The organism is Bifidobacterium choloepi, from assembly GCF_010667615.1.
Taxonomy (GTDB): domain Bacteria; phylum Actinomycetota; class Actinomycetes; order Actinomycetales; family Bifidobacteriaceae; genus Bifidobacterium; species Bifidobacterium choloepi.
This window is the reverse complement of record NZ_VYSG01000001.1, coordinates 575394-592375: the sequence shown is the minus strand read 5'-3', so window position 1 is coordinate 592375 and position 16982 is coordinate 575394. Positions and strand designations below refer to the sequence as shown.

The window sequence follows — 16982 nt, the reverse complement described above, 5'->3', positions numbered from 1 at the left end:
GAGCCGGAACTAGATGAAGAGTTCCTTGGCGTTGTGATAGGAGATGTCGCACACGAGCGGGGCGAGACGTTCGGCGTCACCGGGAATTTCACCGCGCGACGCCCATTCGCCGAGCAGTTCGCATAGGATGCGGCGGAAGAAGTCGTGGCGCGGGAAGCTCAGGAAGCTGCGCGAATCGGTCGTCATGCCGACGAAGTTGCCGAGCAGCGAACCCTCGGCGAGCGTCTCGATCTGCTGGCGGATACCACGGCGCGTGTCGTTGAACCACCAGGCGTTGCCGAGCGACAGTTTCTGCTTCATGCCACCCTGGAAGCATCCCATGATGGTCGTCAGCGCTAGGTAATCGTTCGGATTGAGCGAGTAGACGAGCATCTTCGGGATGCTGTCGGTCTTGGCAGCCTCGTTGAGCAGCGCGGCGAACGGTTCGGCGATCGACCGGTCGTTGATCGAGTCGAAACCGGTATCCGGACCGTGCTCGGCGAACTCGTGCTCGTTGATATTGCGCAGCGCGTGGATGTGTAGCTGCATTGTCCAGTCGTGCTTGCGGTAGATGCGCATCAGGCCCAGCAGGAGCGCCGTGCGGTACTGGCACAGCTCATCGGCGTCAAGTTCCTCGCCACGGCGCGCCTTCTCGAGGATGGCGTCGCGTTGCGCCGTGGTGCTCGGGCGGTAGGTCATCAGGTCGGCGGCATGGTCGGACAGCTTGCCGCCGTGGGCGGAGAAAAACTCGACCCTGTTGTCGAGGGCGGCGAGCAGGTCGTCGAACGATTCAACCGACATGCCGGTGACGTCCTCGAGCTTGCCAAGCCAGTCGGCGAAGCCGTCGGCCTGCGGATTCAGGGCCTTGTCGGGGCGCATGGCCGGCAGCATGACGAAACTGTCTCCGCCCTCGCGCTCGAATGCGATGTGGTACTCGAGGCTGTCGACGGGGTCGTCGGTCGTGCAGATCGTGTCGACGTTCATGCGGCGCAGCAGGTTCCTGCGCGAGAATTCCGGCATGGCCAGCATGGCGTTCGTCTGGTCGAAGATTGCACGGGCCGTGCGGGAGTTGAGCTCCTCGTCGATGCCGAAGTAGCGGCGCAGCTCCTGATGCGTCCACAGGTAGACAGGCGAACCGATGGCCTTTTCCATCGTCTGCGCATAGGCGAGGAACTTGTCCCAGGGATCGGCGTCGCCGGTGATCAGGCGCTCGGGCACGCCGTTGGCGCGTTCGAGGCGCCACTTGTAGTGGTCGCCGTAGTTGTTACCGTCAGTCAGCCATGCCTCGACGATGCCGGAAAAATTGGGGTCGCGGTAGATCTCCTCCGGATGCAGGTGGCAGTGGTAGTCGACGATCGGCATTGCCTTGGCGTGCTCGTGGTAGAGCTCGCGGGCCAGGTCCGTCGTCAGCAGGTAGTCGTCGTCCAGAAACGGCATTGTGGTTGCCTCCCTTGGTTCCACAACGGTGCGTGCGCAGTAGTCGTGCATCGGTCTTGTTGGCCACATCCATGTGGCTTTCGCTACCGAGAAAAGATAGGAGTTCGGCACCGTCATCCCGGGGTTTGTTGCCAAGAGTTGCATCCCGTGTTGCCATTGTTGCACGGCGGTGTGCGCAGGCGCTGCGAAACGGGGATGATGACGGGGGTGGCGGTGCCTTGCGGCGACTACGATTCGTCCGGCAACGCCCGCGTGCTGTCGCGGGTGATCAGCGACGTCGGCAACGTCAGGTATTCGGTGCCGTGCCGATCACCGTGAATGCGTTCGAGCAGCATCTGGGCAGCCTTCGCCCCGATGATCTGCGACGGCTGCTTGACGGTCGTCAGCTGCGGCTGGCTGATTTCGGCGAGCGCGCCGTTGTCGAAGCCCGCAATCGAGAAGTCGCGTGGCGCCTCGAAACCGAGGTGGCGCATCGCCGACAGGAATCCAAGCGCCATCAGGTCGTTGTGCGCGACGACCATTGTCGTCGGATGTTCCAGATAGTGCGAAGCGGCCACCTTACCTCCCTCGAACGTCGGGGCGTTGGGCCATACGCGCCGGATGATGATGTTGCGTTCGGCGCAGGCCTTGCGGATGGCGTTCCATCGCGTGCCGACCGACCACGACGATGCCGGCCCGTCGAGGTAGGTCATCGTCGTGAACCCGGCCTTGCGGATGTAGTCGGTGAGCTGGCGCACGCCATTCGTCACGTCGAACACGACGCTGTTGACACCGAGGACCTGCCGGTTGGTCAGCACGAGCGGACGTGTCTGCGCGCATTTGCGCACCATCGAGTCCGGCATGCGCGACGATCCGAGAATGACGCCGTCGACGTGTGCGGCCATCCGGTCGAATGTCTCGCGCTCGACGAGCGGGCTCTCGCGCGACTCGTAGATACTCAGGCAGAACCCCTCGCGGGAAACGACGCCGTGGATCGAGCGAATGAGGTCGGAGAAGAACTGGTTGGCGACGTCCGGCACGATGACACCGATCATGCCCTTTGTGCCGCGCAGCGGCACGTTCTCGACTTCCTCGCTGTGATAGCCGAGCTTGGCGGCCGCCTCGAAGATACGCCGGGTCGTGGCGGCACTGACGCGGTCGGGCTTGGCGAATGCGCGGGACACCGTCGACGGTGAAACTCCAGCCGCTCTTGCGACATCGCGGATTGTGACCTTGTGGCCGGAAGATTCCGTGGTGGTCTCGTCGAGTGTGCCGTGCGTGTCTTCGTCGTCCATGCTGTTGCCCTTCCGTATGCAAACCCTCGGCTAGGCGGTGGCCGGTCGTCATCGTCGTTGATGGAGGGTTATCACTGTTAGAGTGTACAACGCCCGTTTTTGCGCGCGTCGTGCCGGTATTTCGCGACAACATGCGGTCGATTCTCAGGCCCGCTGTGTTTGCAGGCTCCGGGAAAGGCCGCGAACGTTCGTGCGCTCGCGCTTGTGTATCTCGGCGGTGGCTGCCGTCATGGCATGCAGGAAAGATTCAGGACGGCTCATCTAGATGGGCGAGTAAGATGTGGCGGCGTGAGTCATCAGCATAGGAACAGCCACGAGGAGCGCAATCGCAACGTCACGCGCATTGTCGTCATCGTCGTCGCCGTCGCGATGCTGGTCTGCTTTGCCGTGCCGGCATTCTCCGCGATGTATTGACGTCGCCGCGCGAATCGTTCCTTATTATTAGCCGAACGATTCTTCCGCAACGAGGGCGCCCGAGCCCCTTGTCACCGTCGGGAACCAACAAGCATTACCAGCAGATCCGGAAGAGAACATCAATGGCAGAATATGATTACGCGCAGGCCATCAACGACGCCCGCGCCAAGTACGAGGAGATCGCGCTCGCGCTCGACACCGACCGACTGGCGAAGGAGGCCGCCGATCTCGAGCAGCAGGCCGCCGAGCCGGGCCTGTGGGACGATCCCGAGCACGCCCAGAAGATCACCAGCAAGCTGTCGGCCGTCCAGTCGCAGCTCAAGCACCTGAAGTCCGCAGCCTCGCGCATCGACGACGTCGAGACGCTCGTCGAGCTCGGCCAGGAGGAGAACGACGCCGAAACGCTGCAGGAAGCCCGCAACGAAGTCGAGTCGATCAACAAGGATCTCGAGGACATGGAGATCCAGACGCTGATGGACGGCGAGTACGACGAGCGTAGCGCCGTCGTGACGATCCGTTCCGGCGCCGGCGGCGTGGACGCGGCTGACTTCGCGCAGATGCTGCTGCGCATGTACCTGCGCTGGGCCGAGCGCAACGGCTTCAAGGCCAAGGTCATGGACACGTCCTACGCCGAGGAGGCCGGCATCAAGTCGGCGACGTTCCAGATCGACGCGCCGTACGCCTACGGCCGCCTGTCCGTCGAGGGCGGCACGCACCGCCTGGTGCGCATTTCGCCGTTCGACAACCAGGGTCGCCGCCAGACGTCGTTCGCCGCCGTCGAGGTCGTGCCGCTCGTCGAGGCGACCGACCACATCGACGTGCCGGATTCGGAAATCCGCGTCGACACCTACTGCTCGTCCGGCCCCGGCGGACAGGGCGTCAACACGACCTACTCGGCCGTGCGCATCACCCACCTGCCGACCGGCATCGTCGTGACGATGCAGGACGAGCGCTCGCAGATCCAGAACCGCGCGGCCGCGATGGCCGTCCTGCAGTCGCGACTGCTCGTGCTGCGCCGCGAGGAGGAAGCGAAGAAGAAGAAGGAACTCGCCGGCGACGTCAAGGCCAGCTGGGGCGACCAGATGCGCTCGTACGTGCTGCATCCGTACCAGATGGTCAAGGACCTGCGCACCGGCTACGAGACGTCGCAGACGCAGGCTGTCTTTGACGGCGACATCGACGAGTTCATCCAGGCCGGCATCCGCTGGCGCCACGAGCAGCGTCGCCAGGCCGCCGCCGAGGAAGAAGAGTAAACGGGAGCGGCCCGGCCGTTTCCGGCGATGCGTCATTCTCGTCCTGGATGTCACAAACCCGGGCTTTCGGCCCGGGTTTGTGACATCACGGTAGACGGCGGCGGGCGTTTCGCAGATTGAGTCGCTACACTTGGGCGGCAGCACGACGGCATGACCGGCACGGGGATGTCCGGCACCGGTCATGGACAGGACAAGGATTGGAGAGCACATGGCGCTGATCTCGCTCGACCACGTCAGCAAAATCTATCCGAAGGCGACGAGGGCGGCCCTCGACGACATCACGCTGCACATCAACCGCGGCGACTTCGTGTTCCTCGTCGGCGCGTCCGGCTCGGGCAAGACGAGCCTGCTGAGGATGCTCACGCACGAGGAGGAGGCGACCGGCGGCGAAATCCGCGTGGCCGGCCACGACCTGCGCCGCATGAAGAACCGGCAGGTGCCGCAGTACCGCCGCCAGATCGGCACGATCTTCCAGGACTACAAGCTGCTGACGAACAAGACGGTCTGGCAAAACGTCGCGTTCGCGCTCGAGGTCATCGGCACGTCGCGTTCGACGATCAAGTCGCTCGTCCCGAAGGTCCTCGAGACCGTGGGACTGACCGGCAAGGAAAAGAACTATCCGCACGAGCTGTCCGGCGGCGAGCAGCAGCGCGTGACGATCGCCCGCGCCTACGTCAACCATCCGCAGATCCTGCTCGCCGACGAGCCAACCGGCAACCTCGACCCGACGACGTCGCTCGGCATCATGGAAGTGCTCGACGCCATCAACCGCACCGGCACGACAATCGTCATGGCCACGCACAACGAGGAAATCGTCAACTCGATGCGCAAGCGCGTCGTCGAGCTGCACACCGGCAAGATCGTGCGCGACCAGGAGCACGGTGTCTACGATTCGACGCTCTACTTCCCGGACGCGAAGACCGAGGCGCAGGCCCATGTCGCGATCAGCTCGCTCGGCGTCGAGGACACGGACGCCGCCACCGTCAGCGAGCATCGTCACGGCGACGCGGCCGGCATCGCCGCCGTCGAGGAAGGCGCCCGCGGTCTCGCCGCGCTCGCGAGCTCGGCATCCTCGAATTCAGACGATTCGTCCGACACCGCCGCGACCTCGGACAATGCCGCCACCGCGGCGACTGCCGCCGGCTCCGCGGCCGATACCGCGGCGACTGGCTCCACCTCCGACGCCGACGATCCGAACGCCCGCTTCCGTCCTGGCCATGCCGGCGACGACGCCAAGGACGCCAGGGACGCCAAGGACGGCAAGAAGACGGCTACGGACACCGGTGCGGCGGCTTCCGGCGAGCAGACGGCCGCCGACCGCGAGCAGACGGCCGCCGACATGGTCACGGCCGTCTCCGACGCCATCCATTCCGACTACAGCGACGAGGGCATCGCCCGCCTGGCCAAGTCGGTCCACTCCGGCAACACCGGCCGATATGGCGAGGCCTTCGCCCCGCTCGAGCACACGCTGACCTGGGGCAAGGGCCTCGACCTCGACGAATATGCCGAACGCGCTACCTCCAGGGAAGAGGCACAGGCCCCTGCGGCCACACCCGCGCCGCCGGCGCCCCCGGCTCCGCCGAAGCCTCCGGTGCGGGAATCGTCCGACAAGAAGGACGACGACGGCGAGGCGGCCGACGAGCAGCGCAACGCGACCGACGGACACAAGGAGTAAGCAGTGCGGTTCCGATTCATCCTTTCCGAAACCTGGACGAGCCTCAAGCGCAACATCCCGATGCTGCTGTCGGTGATGCTCGTCACGTTCATCTCGTTCCTGTTCATCGGCGCGTCGCTGCTCACGCAGGCGCAGATCCAGAAGGCGAAGGGCGACTGGTACGACAAGGTCGAGGTCGTCGTCTGGCTGTGCCCCGACGGCACGAGCTCGTCGGCGAACTGCTCGACCGGCACGGCCGCGACGACGTCGCAGATCAACGCGCTGCAGAAGGTCATCGAGACCGAGCTCGCCGACGACGTCTCGCAGATCACCTACATGAGCAAGCAGGAATTCTACGAGAACACGTTCCTCAAGCAGTATCCGAACGGCCAGTATCAGGGTCGCACGCTGACCGCCGACGACATGCAGGATTCGCTGTGGCTCAAGCTCAAGAATCCGGAGAACTACAAGGTCGTCGCCGAGGTGCTGTCCGGCCAGGACGGCGTCGAGGAAGTCGTCGACCAGAGACAGATCTTCGAGCCGGTGTTCTCGGTGCTCAACAAGGCGACCGTCGCGACGGCCGCGCTGGCCGTCGTCATGGTGATCGTCGCCATCCTGCTGACGGCGACGACGATCCGCATGTCGGCGGCGTCGAGATCCGAGGAAACCGAGATCATGCGTCTCGTCGGCGCGTCCAACTGGACGATTCGATTGCCGTTCGTCCTCGAGGGCGTCGTCGCGTCGCTGCTCGGCTCGATCCTGTCGTGCGGCGCGCTGGCGGCGATCGTCAAGGTCTTCATTACCGACTGGCTCGCGAACTCGATCACGTGGATCCCGTACGTCAACCAGACGACGGTGCTGCTGATCTCGCCGATCCTGATCGTGGGCGCCGTGCTGCTGTCGGTCATCGCGTCGACGATCTCGCTGCGCCGTTATCTCAAGGCGTAAGCGTTCCGTCGGAAACGGCATGGGCCGGGGCTTGCCGTCCGCGGGCGAATCGTTCCAAATGATTGAAAATATTGACGATTCGCGCGCCGATTGTGTAAAGAAATGAAAAAGCCGTGCCGTGTCGGTGCCGTTTCCAGATTCGTTTGTTAGGCTGAAAAAGTCGTTCTGTCAACAGTCGTTCTGTCAGGGGAGGAGTTTTCTGATGACACTTCGCAGGTTGAAGCAGGCAAGATGGTTCAGGCCGGCGGCCGCCACCGGCGTGGCGACGCTGCTGTGCGTCGCGATGATGGCGATGCCGGCGTCGCCGTTCGTGCCGGAAGCCCAGGCCAACACCTACAGCGACCTCGTCAACTCCCAGAACGCCACGCAGGCCAGCCAGCAGCGCGAGGCCGAACTCAAGGCGCAGCTCGCGAACGTCAGCTCCGACCTCGCCGACAAGATCCTCGAGCTCGACGACCTGACGAACAACCAGATTCCGGCCGCCCAGGAGAAGGTGACGGCCGCCAACCAGGCCGCCGCCGACGCGCAGTCCGAAGCCGACGCCGCCGCGTCGCGACTCGAGGCCGCGCAGAAGGACAAGTCCGACCTCGAGGAGCAGATCAAGCAGACCGGCGAGGACTACGACGACGCGCACGCCGCCGTCGCGCAGATGGCCCGCGAGTCGATGCACGGTTCCGACACCTCCGATGTCATGAGCGTCGTCACCGGCTCGAAGAGCACGACCGACTTCATCGACTCGATGCAGTCGCGCGACGCGATCTCGCGTTCCGAGTCGAACGCCGCGTCCGACTACGCCAACGACCTGTCCACGTCGATGACGCGTTCGCAGCGACTCGCCGCGATCGAGCAGCGCATCGAGACGCTCAAGAGCGAGGCCGACCAGAAGAACGCCGCCGCCCAGACGGCCGCCGCGACGGCGCAGTCCGAACGCGACGCGCTCGACGCGCTGCGCGCCGAGGGCGAGACGAAGTGCGCCGAGCTCGAGGCCCAGAAGTCCGAGCTGACCGACTCGGCCGCCCAGCAGGCCGCCCAGACCGTCATCCTGCAGTCGCAGACCGACTCGCTCAACCGCCAGTACGCCGCCGAGCAGGCGGCGGCCGCCGCGCAGGTCCAGGCGACGACGCAGGCCGCGACGACCTCGTCGTCCTCTTCTTCCTCGTCCCATTCGTCGTCTTCGTCGTCCTCCTCGTCGTCCTCGTCCTCGAGCAACGTGAGCAGGCCGTCGACGTCGAACTCGTCGTCCTCGTCGTCCGGTTCTTCGTCGTCCGGCTCCTCGTCGGGCTCGACGACGATCGTCCAGCCGTCGACGTCCGGCTCGATCCCGGCATCCGACTACGTCAAGAACAACCTGTACCCGTATGGCCAGTGCACGTGGTGGGCCTACGAATGGCGCCTGAACAACGGCCTGCCGGCGTCGACGACGTTCGGCAACGCCCGCACGTGGGGCACCCGCGCGGCCGCCCGCGGCTACACGGTGAACAACACGCCGTCCGTTGGCGCGATCGTCGTGTTCCAGCCCGGCCAGGCCGGCGCCGACGCCACCTACGGCCACGTCGCGATCGTCACCGGCGTTTCCGGCAGCACGATCACGATCTCCGAATCCAACGTCTACGGCCTCGGCGTCATCTCCTCCCGCACCGTCTCCAGCGCCTACAGCTACACCTACATCCACTGACGGCAGGTTGATCCGCCTGTTCTTGATGTCATGAACCCGAGCTGGAAGCCCGGGTTCATGACATCAATGCATATGAGGGGTCATGTGCGGTAGAATACCGACCAGTATTGCCGAAATTGGAACGAAAACGAGGAACGGTGGCGAAGAAGAAGGAAGATCCGCGCAACCATCTCGTCGCGCAGAACAAGAAGGCGCGGCACGACTACGCGATCGAGGACACCTACGAGGCCGGACTGGCGCTGACCGGCACCGAGGTCAAGTCGCTCAGGGAAGGGCGCGCGTCGCTGGCTGAAGCCTACGTCTCGATCGACCGGCGCGGCGAAATGTGGCTCGAGGGAGCGAACATCCCCGAATATCTCAACGGCACGTGGAACAACCACGCGCCCAAGCGCAAGCGCAAGCTGCTGCTGCATCGCCAGCAGATCGACAAGCTCGCCCGCCAGACCGAGGCGAAGGGCTACACGATCGTGCCGCTGTCGCTGTACTTCAAGGACGGCCGGGCCAAGGTCGAGATCGCACTGGCCCGGGGCAAGAAGGAATACGACAAGCGCCAGGCCCTGCGCGAGGAGCAGGACAAGCGCGAGGCGCTGCGCATCATGCGCTACAGGAACATGCGCGCCCGCGGCTAAGTTACCCGTTCGTAGCATGACGGTCCTATTCTTGGCGCTATTGTCTTTCGCGTGACCGGCTTCGGTTTCCCGGGGGCACCCTGTCCGGCGGCGGACACGATCCGGCCGTGACGGACGGGGAGAGCATAAGAAGTATCAAGAGGGAATCCATCATGACTGTTTTCGCAAGCAGGCTGCGTCTCGTCGTCGCCGTCGCGCTCGGCGCGGCGCTGTGTCTCGGCGCCGGCGCCTGCGGCACCACCGACGACAGCGCGTCGGACGATTCGTCGGCCACCGTCTCGTCCTACGACGTCAGCAATGTCCAGGAAGACGCGACGATCGCCGCGCTCGTGCCCGACGCCGTCAAGTCGGACGGCAAGCTGACCGTCGGCATGGACACGTCGTACGCGCCGGCCGAGTTCCTCGACGCCGACGGCAAGACGCCGGTCGGCTTCGACGTCGACATCGTCAAGGCGCTCTCGAAGGTCATGGGCCTCGAGGCCGATCCCGAGACGGCGAGCTTCGACCTCATCATTCCGTCGGTCGGCTCGAAGTACGATCTCGGCGTCTCGTCGTTCACGATCACGAAGGAACGCATGGAGGCCGTCGACTTCGTCAGCCTCTACAATTCCGGTTCGACGTGGGTGGTCCAGAAAGGCAACCCGAGCAACGTCGACCCGTCCGACATCTGCGGCCTGAAAGTTGCCGTCCAGACCGGCACGATGCAGGAATCGGCCGTCAACGAGATGAGCCAGCAATGCGTCGCCGACGGCAAGTCGAAGGTCGACGTGCTGTCGAGCTCGCTGCAGACCGACGTCACGACGAACGTCGCGACCGGCAAGGCCGACGCCTTCTACGCCGACACCCCGGTTGCCGGCTACGCGATCGAGCAGACCAGCGACACGTTGCAGACGATCGGCGAGGAAGAGGGCACCGCGCTCGAGGGCATCGTCGTCCAGAAGGGCGACACGGCGATGGCGCAGGCCACGCAGCAGGCGCTGCAGAAGCTCATCGACGACGGCACCTACGAGGCGATCCTGAAGAACTGGGGCGTCGAGGCCGGCGCGATCAAGACGGCGGAAATCAACCCGACGCCGGCGAGCTGATCGGGCTTCTCTCCCGATGCTTCCGGCGACACCCGAAAGGGGAGGGCCGCGGCGGTAACAGGACCGGGTGAACAACCGCGACGGGACTGACGAGTCGTGAGTAGAATGGAGGGTACTCGTTCACGGACGCAACGACGCGTGACTTGGGAAGGAGTGCTGTCATGAATACCGCGCATAGGGGTTGGACCCGTCACGACGACGCCATGCACGATCCGCCGCGCAACCGGACCGGTGTCTGGCTGGCCGGGGCGCTGGCATTCCTGCTGGCGTTCGGCTTCATCAACGGTGCCGTGCAGGCACAGAAGGACATCGGAGTCGAGGGCGAATCGTTCTCGATCGTCGAGACCGGCTGAGTGCCGGACGGCATATCGAACGAACCCACGGGCGGACGGCCGCTAGACCGTCCGCCCGTTCGTTCTCCGGGGTGTTCGTGCGGTGTCGCGGTCCTGGGATTCCATCCCGGAATCGTGACATCATTTGTGACATCATGAGAGGGTTTTTATGCAACGCTATGCATATTCATGCAGAAATAACCCTTTCGGCGTTTCGTTGACATTGCAACGATTCTTACATTCTCCGAGGGAATCGTTCCTGTTCAAGATATTCACTTCACAGTATATTGTTAGGTAACTTTTCGCGGATATTCACAGTGCAGTTTGTAGAAAGAGAGATTCCATGACCTTCGGTTCGAAGACTTCCAGCCTGCTCAAGCGGGGCGCCGCGGCAATCGTCGCCGTCGCCGCGCTCGTCTCGTTCGCGGCGTGCGGCACGACCGACTCCTCCGACGAGTCGTCCAGCTCGTCGTCGGCGACCGGCTACGACGTGTCCGGCGTCCAGAAAGTCGACAAGATCGCCGCCATGCTGCCGAGCGACATCGCCGACTCCGGCAAGCTGACCGCCGGCATGGAACTGTCCTACGCGCCGGCCGAATTCTACGAAGCCGACGGCAAGACGCCGACCGGCTACGACGTCAATCTCGCGCAGGCCCTCGGCAAGGTCCTCGGCCTGGACACGCAGATCGTCTCGTCGACGTTCGACACGATCGTCGCGTCGGTCGGCTCGAAGTACGACATCGGCATCACGGCGATGACGATCACGAAGGAACGCGAGGAAGCCGTCAACTTCGTCAGCTACTTCAACGCCGGCTCGATGTGGGTGGTCCGCAAGGGCAACCCGGACAAGGTCGACACCAGCGACCTGTGCGGCATGAAGATCGCGGTGCAGACCGGCACCGTCCAGGAGGACGAAGCCAACACGATCAAGCAGCAGTGCTCCGCCGACGGCAAGGCCGACGTCGAAGTCCTCAGCTACCAGCAGCAGACCGAGGCGGCGACGAACGTCGTCTCCGGCAAGGCCGACGTCTTCTACGCCGACTCGCCGGTCGGCGGCTACGCGATCGAGCAGTCCGACGGCGCGCTCGAGGAGCTCGGCGACATCCAGGACTCGGCGCTCGAGGGCATCGCGATCGCGAAGGACGACGAGCAGCTCGCCAAGGCCATCCAGGCGGCGATGCAGCAGCTGATGGACGACGGCACCTACACGAAGATCCTCGAGGCGTGGGGCGTGGAGTCCGGCGCCGTCAAGACCGCCGAACTCAACCCGTCGGTCGACTGATCCGTTCACACGCTTACCGGGGAGCGGCTGCGCCGCTTCCCGACTCCCGTCAAAAACACTTCGTGTTTTTGACTCCCCCTGAAGGGGGAGTGAGTATTTGACAATTGATAAGTAGAGAGAACTAGAGCCATGCCACACCATGAACCCCTCGACGGGGAAGGCCTGCCGATTCCGAACCGGATCAAGGCGAAGCCGGTGCGCAAGACCGGCCAGGTCGTCGCCGCCATCATCGTCGTCCTGCTGGCCGCGATGCTGATCAAGGGCATCGTCACGAACCCGCGGTTCGAATGGAACGTCGTCTGGAAATACCTGTTCAACGAGAACGTCCTCGAGGGTGTCTGGTACACGCTGCTGCTGACGTTCATCTCGATGATTGTCGCGATCATCCTCGCCGTCATCCTCGCGATCATGCGCAAGTCGCTCAACCCGGTGCTGCGCGGCGTCAGCTGGGTGTACATCTGGTTCTTCCGCGGCACCCCTGTGTACACGCAGCTCGTGTTCTGGGGCCTGTTCGCCGTGCTCGTGCCGCGCCTGTCGCTCGGCATCCCGTTCACGTCGGTCGAGTTCTGGAGCGTCGATTCGTCCACCGTCATCACGGCGTTCAACGCGGCGTGGCTGGGCCTGGCGCTCAACGAGGCCGCCTACCTGTCCGAAATCGTGCGCGCCGGCCTCGAGGCCGTCGACCCCGGCCAGTCCGAGGCCGCCCAGGCCCTCGGCATGAAGCGCGGCCAGATCATGCGCCGCGTCATCCTGCCGCAGGCCATGCGCATCATCATCCCGCCGACCGGCAACGAGACGATCGGCATGCTCAAGACGACGTCGCTGGTCCTCGCCGTCCCGTTCACGCTCGAGCTGCAGTTCGCCACCAACGCGATCGCGAACCGCATCTACAAGCCGATCCCGCTGCTCATCGTGGCCGGCGCCTGGTACCTGCTCATCACGTCGATCTTCATGATCATCCAGTCGCGCCTCGAGAAGCACTTCGGCAAGGGATTCCAGGCCCGCCCGATCGGCACGAAGGGCAAGCAGCCGCCGCTGCCGGGCAAGACCGACGGCGAGCCGAAGGACGACGTCAAGAAGGAAAACGACGCGACGATGCTCGGGTTCAACGCCTAGCGTCGAAGGAGTGAATCGATGAACAACGAAACGAAGCCGGCCGTCGTCGCCAGGCAGGTGCACAAGGCGTTCGGCGACCTGCATGTCCTCAAGGGCATCGACATGACCGTCATGCCGGGCACCGTCACCGTCATCCTCGGACCGTCCGGCTCGGGCAAGTCGACGTTCCTGCGCCTGATCAACCAGCTCGAGACGCTCACCGGCGGCGAGATCGACGTCGACGGCGAACGCATCGGCGTGCGCGAGGTCGAGAAGAACGGCAAGAAGTACCTGCAGACGCTCAACGACAAGGAAATCGCCGCCCAGCGCTCGCAGCTGGGGATGGTGTTCCAGAAGTTCAACCTGTTCCCGCACATGACGGCGATCGAGAACGTCATGGAGGCGCCGGTCCACGTCAAGAAGATGGACAAGAAGGAGGCGCGCGAGCTCGCCGAGCAGGAGCTGAAGCGCGTGGGCCTCGGCGAGCGGATGGACTACTATCCGTCGCAGCTGTCGGGCGGCCAGCAGCAGCGCGTCGCGATCGCCCGCGCGCTGGCGATGAAGCCGGAGATCATGCTGTTCGACGAGCCGACGTCGGCGCTTGACCCGGAGCTCGTCGGCGAGGTCCTCGCCGTCATGCGCGAGCTGGCCGACGAGGGCATGACGATGATCGTCGTCACGCACGAGATCGGCTTCGCCCGCGAGGTCGCCGACCAGATCGTCTTCATGGACGGCGGCGTCGTCGTCGAGCAGGGCGGCCCGGAGATCATCGACCATCCGACCGAGCCGCGCTTCAAGGACTTCCTGCAGCACGTGCTGTAATCGTGCCGTTCCCGCACGTCTTTTCCATGTCACGAACCCGAGCTTGCAGCTCGGGTTCGTGACATTCGGGGGAAGGCGGTGAGACGGACGAATCGTGGCCGGTGGCGGAAATTCACACCCTTCATACGAGGGCTTGGCGAAAAGTCAAGTATGCTGGAACTCATGTGTGGAATTGTTGGTTACGCAGGAAGTGTCAAGACGGCGTGCGGCAAGCCGCTGGAAGTGTGCCTGCAGGGACTGAAACGACTCGAATACCGCGGCTATGATTCGGCCGGCGTGGCGCTGACGGCGCCGGGCATGGGCCATGTCGAGGTGCGCAAGAAGGCCGGCCGTCTGGCCAACCTCGTCGACGACATCGAGGCGCATCCGATGCCTGACGCGACGGTGGCGATCGGCCACACGCGCTGGGCGACGAACGGCGCGCCATCCGACAGCAACGCCCACCCGCACACGAGCATGGACGGCAAGGTCGCGATCATCCACAACGGCATCATCGAGAACGCCTCGCAGCTGCGCCTCGACCTGCAGGCCGAGGGCTACCACTTCACGTCGGCCACCGACACCGAAGTCGCCGCCAAGTTGCTCGGCAAGATCGTCGACATCGTCATCGCCGAGAAGGGCGAGCCGGACCTGTTCGAGGCCATCCGCCGCCTCGCGAGGATGCTGGAGGGTGCGTTCACGATCCTCGCGGTCGACGAGCGACAGCCCGGCATCGTCGTCGGCGCCCGCCACGACTCGCCGCTCGTCGTCGGCCTCGGCGACGGCGAGAACTTCCTCGGCTCCGACGTCGCGGCATTCGTCGCGTACACGAAGCGTGCGATGGAAGTCGACCAGGACCAGTGCGTGTGCATTTCCGCCGACGACGTGACGATCACCGACTTCTTCGGCAACGTCGTCGACAATCCGGTCGTCTTCACCGTCGACTGGGACGCCTCCGCCGCCGAGAAGGGCGGCTGGGACTCGTTCATGGACAAGGAGATCCACGAGGATCCGGCCGCCGTGCAGCGCACGCTGATCGGCCGCATGGACGACGACGGCCACATCAACCTCGACGAGGTGCGCATCGACGAGCACGAGCTCAAGTCGATCGACAAGATCATCGTCATCGGCTGCGGCACGGCGAGCTACGCCGGCATGGTCGCCAAGTACGCGATCGAGCACTGGGTACGCATTCCGGTCGAGATCGAGCTGGCGCACGAATTCCGCTACCGCGACCCGATCCTCACGCCGCGCACGCTCGTCGTCGCGATCTCGCAGTCCGGCGAGACGATGGACACGCTGATGGCGCTGCGCCATGCCCGCGAGCAGGGCTCGAAGGTCCTCGCGATCTGCAACACGCAGGGCGCGTCGATCGCCCGCGAGGCCGACGCCGTGCTGTACACGCAGGCCGGCCCGGAAGTCGCCGTCGCCTCGACGAAGGCGTTCGTCGCGCAGATCACGGCCGCCTACGTGCTCGGCCTGTACCTGGCGCAGCTCAAGGGCGCCGTCTACCGCGACGAGATCCACAGCACGCTCGCCTCGCTCAAGGACATGCCGGCGAAGATTCAGTGGGTGCTAGACACGCAGGCGGCGGCCATCGAGCAGGCCGCCCGCGAGCTCGCCGACTCGAAGTCGTTCCTGTTCCTTGGCCGCCACGTCGGCTACCCGGTCGCCATGGAAGGCGCGCTCAAGCTCAAGGAAATCGCCTACACGTTCACCGAGGGCTTCGCGGCCGGCGAGCTCAAGCACGGTCCGATCGCGCTCGTCGAGCCCGGCGAGCCGGTCGTCTTCATCGTGCCGCCGAAGCGCGGCCGCGACGTGCTGCACGCCAAGGTCATCTCCGGCATCGAGGAAGTCAAGGCCCGCGGCGCGACGATCATCGCCGTCGCCGAGGAGAACGATCCGGACGTCAAGCGCTACGCCGACATCGTCTTCTGGCGCCCGGCCTGCCCGACGCTGATGAGCCCGCTCGTCGATGTCGTCCCGCTGCAGCTGTTCGCGATGGACGTTGCCAAGCAGAAGGGCTACGACGTCGACAAGCCCCGCAACCTCGCGAAGTCCGTCACCGTCGAGTAGTCCTTGCAAGAGCTTCCGGAAAGGGAGCTCTTGCCGTTCATGGGGAGGGAGGGCCATGGCGGGAGAATCGTCCCGGCATCATCGCTGGGTGACCGACGAACCCGACGTGCCGTTCGACCTGCCGGTGCTGTACGAGGACGAGAACATCGTCGTCGTCGACAAGCCGCATTTTCTCGCGACGATGCCGCGCGGCATGTGGTACCGGCAGACGGCGCTGATCCGCATGCGCGAGCGGCTGGGGGAGCCGCAGCTCGTGCCGGCGCACCGGCTGGACCGGCTCACCGCCGGCGTGCTTGTCCTCGTCCGCCGGCCCGGGGCGCGCGGCGCCTACCAGATGCTGTTCCAGGAGCATTACGCGACGAAGACCTACGAATGTCTGGCGCCGATCGCGCCGGTCCGTCCGTCCGGCGTCGGCGGCCGTCCGTTCGCCGGCACCGTCACGCCGCTCGAGCCGCCGCGTCCGTTCCCGCTCGTGCGCCGCTCGCACATCGTGAAACATCGTGGAACACTACAGGCCCACGAAGAGCCCGGCGACGTCAACGCCGAATCGCTGATCGAACGCGACGAGCTCGTCGGGCGCGACGGCATGACCGGCCGGCTCGTCGGACGGTACACGCTGCGTCCGCGCACCGGCAAGACGCACCAGCTGCGCGTGCACATGGCGTCGCTCGGCCTGCCGATCGTCGGCGACGACCTCTATCCGACGGTGCGTCGCCCGGACTACGCCGACTTCTCGAGGCCCCTGCAACTCGTCGCCCGCCGCCTCGAATTCGCCGATCCGGTCACCGGCGAGGAGCGCGTCTTCGTCTCCCGGGTGCCGCTGGGCGCCTGACATCGGGAATGGCACGTTCCAGCGCGCGGCTGCGCCGCGGTCGACCCCTCGGCTCGGCTTCGCCTCGCCGATCCCCTTCCAAGGGATTTTTCTGCTGAATGGTGTCTCGCCGGCAGGCGCCGGCACGATTCCTGCGGGCGAATCGTTCCCGCGGAAGAATCGTGCCACTATCCCAACCAGCGTCGCCGGCCACTGGGCCGGCGGAACTTGAAAGAA

Annotated in this window: 15 protein-coding genes; 13 read left to right on the top strand and 2 right to left on the bottom strand. The window is 64.9% G+C overall.

What is annotated here, in order from left to right; genetic code table 11:
* Nucleotides 1-9 precede the first annotated feature (9 nt).
* Both uxaC and F6S87_RS02395 read right to left on the bottom strand, forming a co-directional pair.
* Nucleotides 10-1416: a glucuronate isomerase gene (uxaC, locus tag F6S87_RS02400; RefSeq protein ID WP_163227047.1), complete on the bottom strand. Its 1407-nt coding sequence runs from the start codon at nt 1414-1416 to the stop codon at nt 10-12.
* A gap of 227 nt (nt 1417-1643) precedes the next feature.
* Nucleotides 1644-2690: a LacI family DNA-binding transcriptional regulator gene (locus F6S87_RS02395; protein WP_163227046.1), complete on the bottom strand. Its 1047-nt coding sequence runs from the start codon at nt 2688-2690 to the stop codon at nt 1644-1646.
* A 288-nt stretch (nt 2691-2978) separates the two neighbouring features.
* Between F6S87_RS02395 and F6S87_RS08825 the strand changes: the two genes are divergently transcribed.
* The 13 genes from F6S87_RS08825 (at nt 2979) to F6S87_RS02335 (ending at nt 16766) form a co-directional block, all read left to right on the top strand.
* On the top strand, nt 2979-3104 hold the full coding sequence (locus F6S87_RS08825; protein ID WP_269202059.1) for a hypothetical protein: 126 nt from the start codon (nt 2979-2981) through the stop codon (nt 3102-3104).
* A gap of 122 nt (nt 3105-3226) precedes the next feature.
* On the top strand, nt 3227-4357 hold the full coding sequence (gene prfB / locus F6S87_RS02390) for a peptide chain release factor 2 (RefSeq protein WP_163227045.1): 1131 nt from the start codon (nt 3227-3229) through the stop codon (nt 4355-4357).
* A 208-nt stretch (nt 4358-4565) separates the two neighbouring features.
* Nucleotides 4566-6032, top strand: a complete 1467-nt coding sequence (gene ftsE / locus F6S87_RS02385) for a cell division ATP-binding protein FtsE (protein WP_163227044.1) — start codon at nt 4566-4568, stop codon at nt 6030-6032.
* Between the two features lie 3 nt (nt 6033-6035).
* Nucleotides 6036-6959 (top strand): permease-like cell division protein FtsX, encoded by a 924-nt coding sequence (gene ftsX / locus F6S87_RS02380; protein WP_163227043.1) that lies wholly within the window; start codon nt 6036-6038, stop codon nt 6957-6959.
* Between the two features lie 202 nt (nt 6960-7161).
* Nucleotides 7162-8634, top strand: coding sequence for a CHAP domain-containing protein (locus F6S87_RS02375; RefSeq protein WP_407925100.1), 1473 nt, complete (start codon nt 7162-7164; stop codon nt 8632-8634).
* A gap of 137 nt (nt 8635-8771) precedes the next feature.
* Complete coding sequence (gene smpB / locus F6S87_RS02370) at nt 8772-9263, top strand: SsrA-binding protein SmpB (RefSeq protein ID WP_163227042.1); 492 nt, start codon at nt 8772-8774, stop codon at nt 9261-9263.
* 152 nt (nt 9264-9415) lie between these two features.
* Nucleotides 9416-10348, top strand: coding sequence for an ABC transporter substrate-binding protein (locus tag F6S87_RS02365; RefSeq protein WP_163227041.1), 933 nt, complete (start codon nt 9416-9418; stop codon nt 10346-10348).
* Between the two features lie 161 nt (nt 10349-10509).
* Nucleotides 10510-10701 (top strand): hypothetical protein, encoded by a 192-nt coding sequence (locus F6S87_RS02360; RefSeq protein ID WP_163227040.1) that lies wholly within the window; start codon nt 10510-10512, stop codon nt 10699-10701.
* Nucleotides 10702-11023: 322 nt separating this feature from the next.
* On the top strand, nt 11024-11962 hold the full coding sequence (locus F6S87_RS02355) for an ABC transporter substrate-binding protein (protein WP_163227039.1): 939 nt from the start codon (nt 11024-11026) through the stop codon (nt 11960-11962).
* Nucleotides 11963-12091: 129 nt separating this feature from the next.
* On the top strand, nt 12092-13078 hold the full coding sequence (locus F6S87_RS02350) for an amino acid ABC transporter permease (RefSeq protein ID WP_163227038.1): 987 nt from the start codon (nt 12092-12094) through the stop codon (nt 13076-13078).
* A gap of 18 nt (nt 13079-13096) precedes the next feature.
* Nucleotides 13097-13879 (top strand): amino acid ABC transporter ATP-binding protein, encoded by a 783-nt coding sequence (locus tag F6S87_RS02345; RefSeq protein ID WP_163227037.1) that lies wholly within the window; start codon nt 13097-13099, stop codon nt 13877-13879.
* A 162-nt stretch (nt 13880-14041) separates the two neighbouring features.
* A complete protein-coding gene (gene glmS / locus F6S87_RS02340) occupies nt 14042-15934 on the top strand; it encodes a glutamine--fructose-6-phosphate transaminase (isomerizing) (RefSeq protein ID WP_163227036.1) in 1893 nt (630 codons plus the stop codon).
* A gap of 88 nt (nt 15935-16022) precedes the next feature.
* Nucleotides 16023-16766: a pseudouridine synthase gene (locus F6S87_RS02335; protein WP_331270759.1), complete on the top strand. Its 744-nt coding sequence runs from the start codon at nt 16023-16025 to the stop codon at nt 16764-16766.
* Nucleotides 16767-16982 lie beyond the last annotated feature (216 nt).

Bases quoted from the DNA above. Each gene is read 5' to 3' on its own strand.
- F6S87_RS02345 (WP_163227037.1), top strand. From the start codon at position 13,097: ATGAACAACGAAACGAAGCCGGCCGTCGTCGCCAGGCAGGTGCACAAG.
- F6S87_RS02350 (WP_163227038.1), top strand. From the start codon at position 12,092: ATGCCACACCATGAACCCCTCGACGGGGAAGGCCTGCCGATTCCGAAC.
- F6S87_RS02355 (WP_163227039.1), top strand. From the start codon at position 11,024: ATGACCTTCGGTTCGAAGACTTCCAGCCTGCTCAAGCGGGGCGCCGCG.
- uxaC (WP_163227047.1), bottom strand. From the start codon at position 1,416: ATGCCGTTTCTGGACGACGACTACCTGCTGACGACGGACCTGGCCCGC.
- F6S87_RS02395 (WP_163227046.1), bottom strand. From the start codon at position 2,690: ATGGACGACGAAGACACGCACGGCACACTCGACGAGACCACCACGGAA.
- glmS (WP_163227036.1), top strand. From the start codon at position 14,042: ATGTGTGGAATTGTTGGTTACGCAGGAAGTGTCAAGACGGCGTGCGGC.
- prfB (WP_163227045.1), top strand. From the start codon at position 3,227: ATGGCAGAATATGATTACGCGCAGGCCATCAACGACGCCCGCGCCAAG.
- F6S87_RS02365 (WP_163227041.1), top strand. From the start codon at position 9,416: ATGACTGTTTTCGCAAGCAGGCTGCGTCTCGTCGTCGCCGTCGCGCTC.
- ftsE (WP_163227044.1), top strand. From the start codon at position 4,566: ATGGCGCTGATCTCGCTCGACCACGTCAGCAAAATCTATCCGAAGGCG.
- F6S87_RS02375 (WP_407925100.1), top strand. From the start codon at position 7,162: ATGACACTTCGCAGGTTGAAGCAGGCAAGATGGTTCAGGCCGGCGGCC.
- F6S87_RS02360 (WP_163227040.1), top strand. From the start codon at position 10,510: ATGAATACCGCGCATAGGGGTTGGACCCGTCACGACGACGCCATGCAC.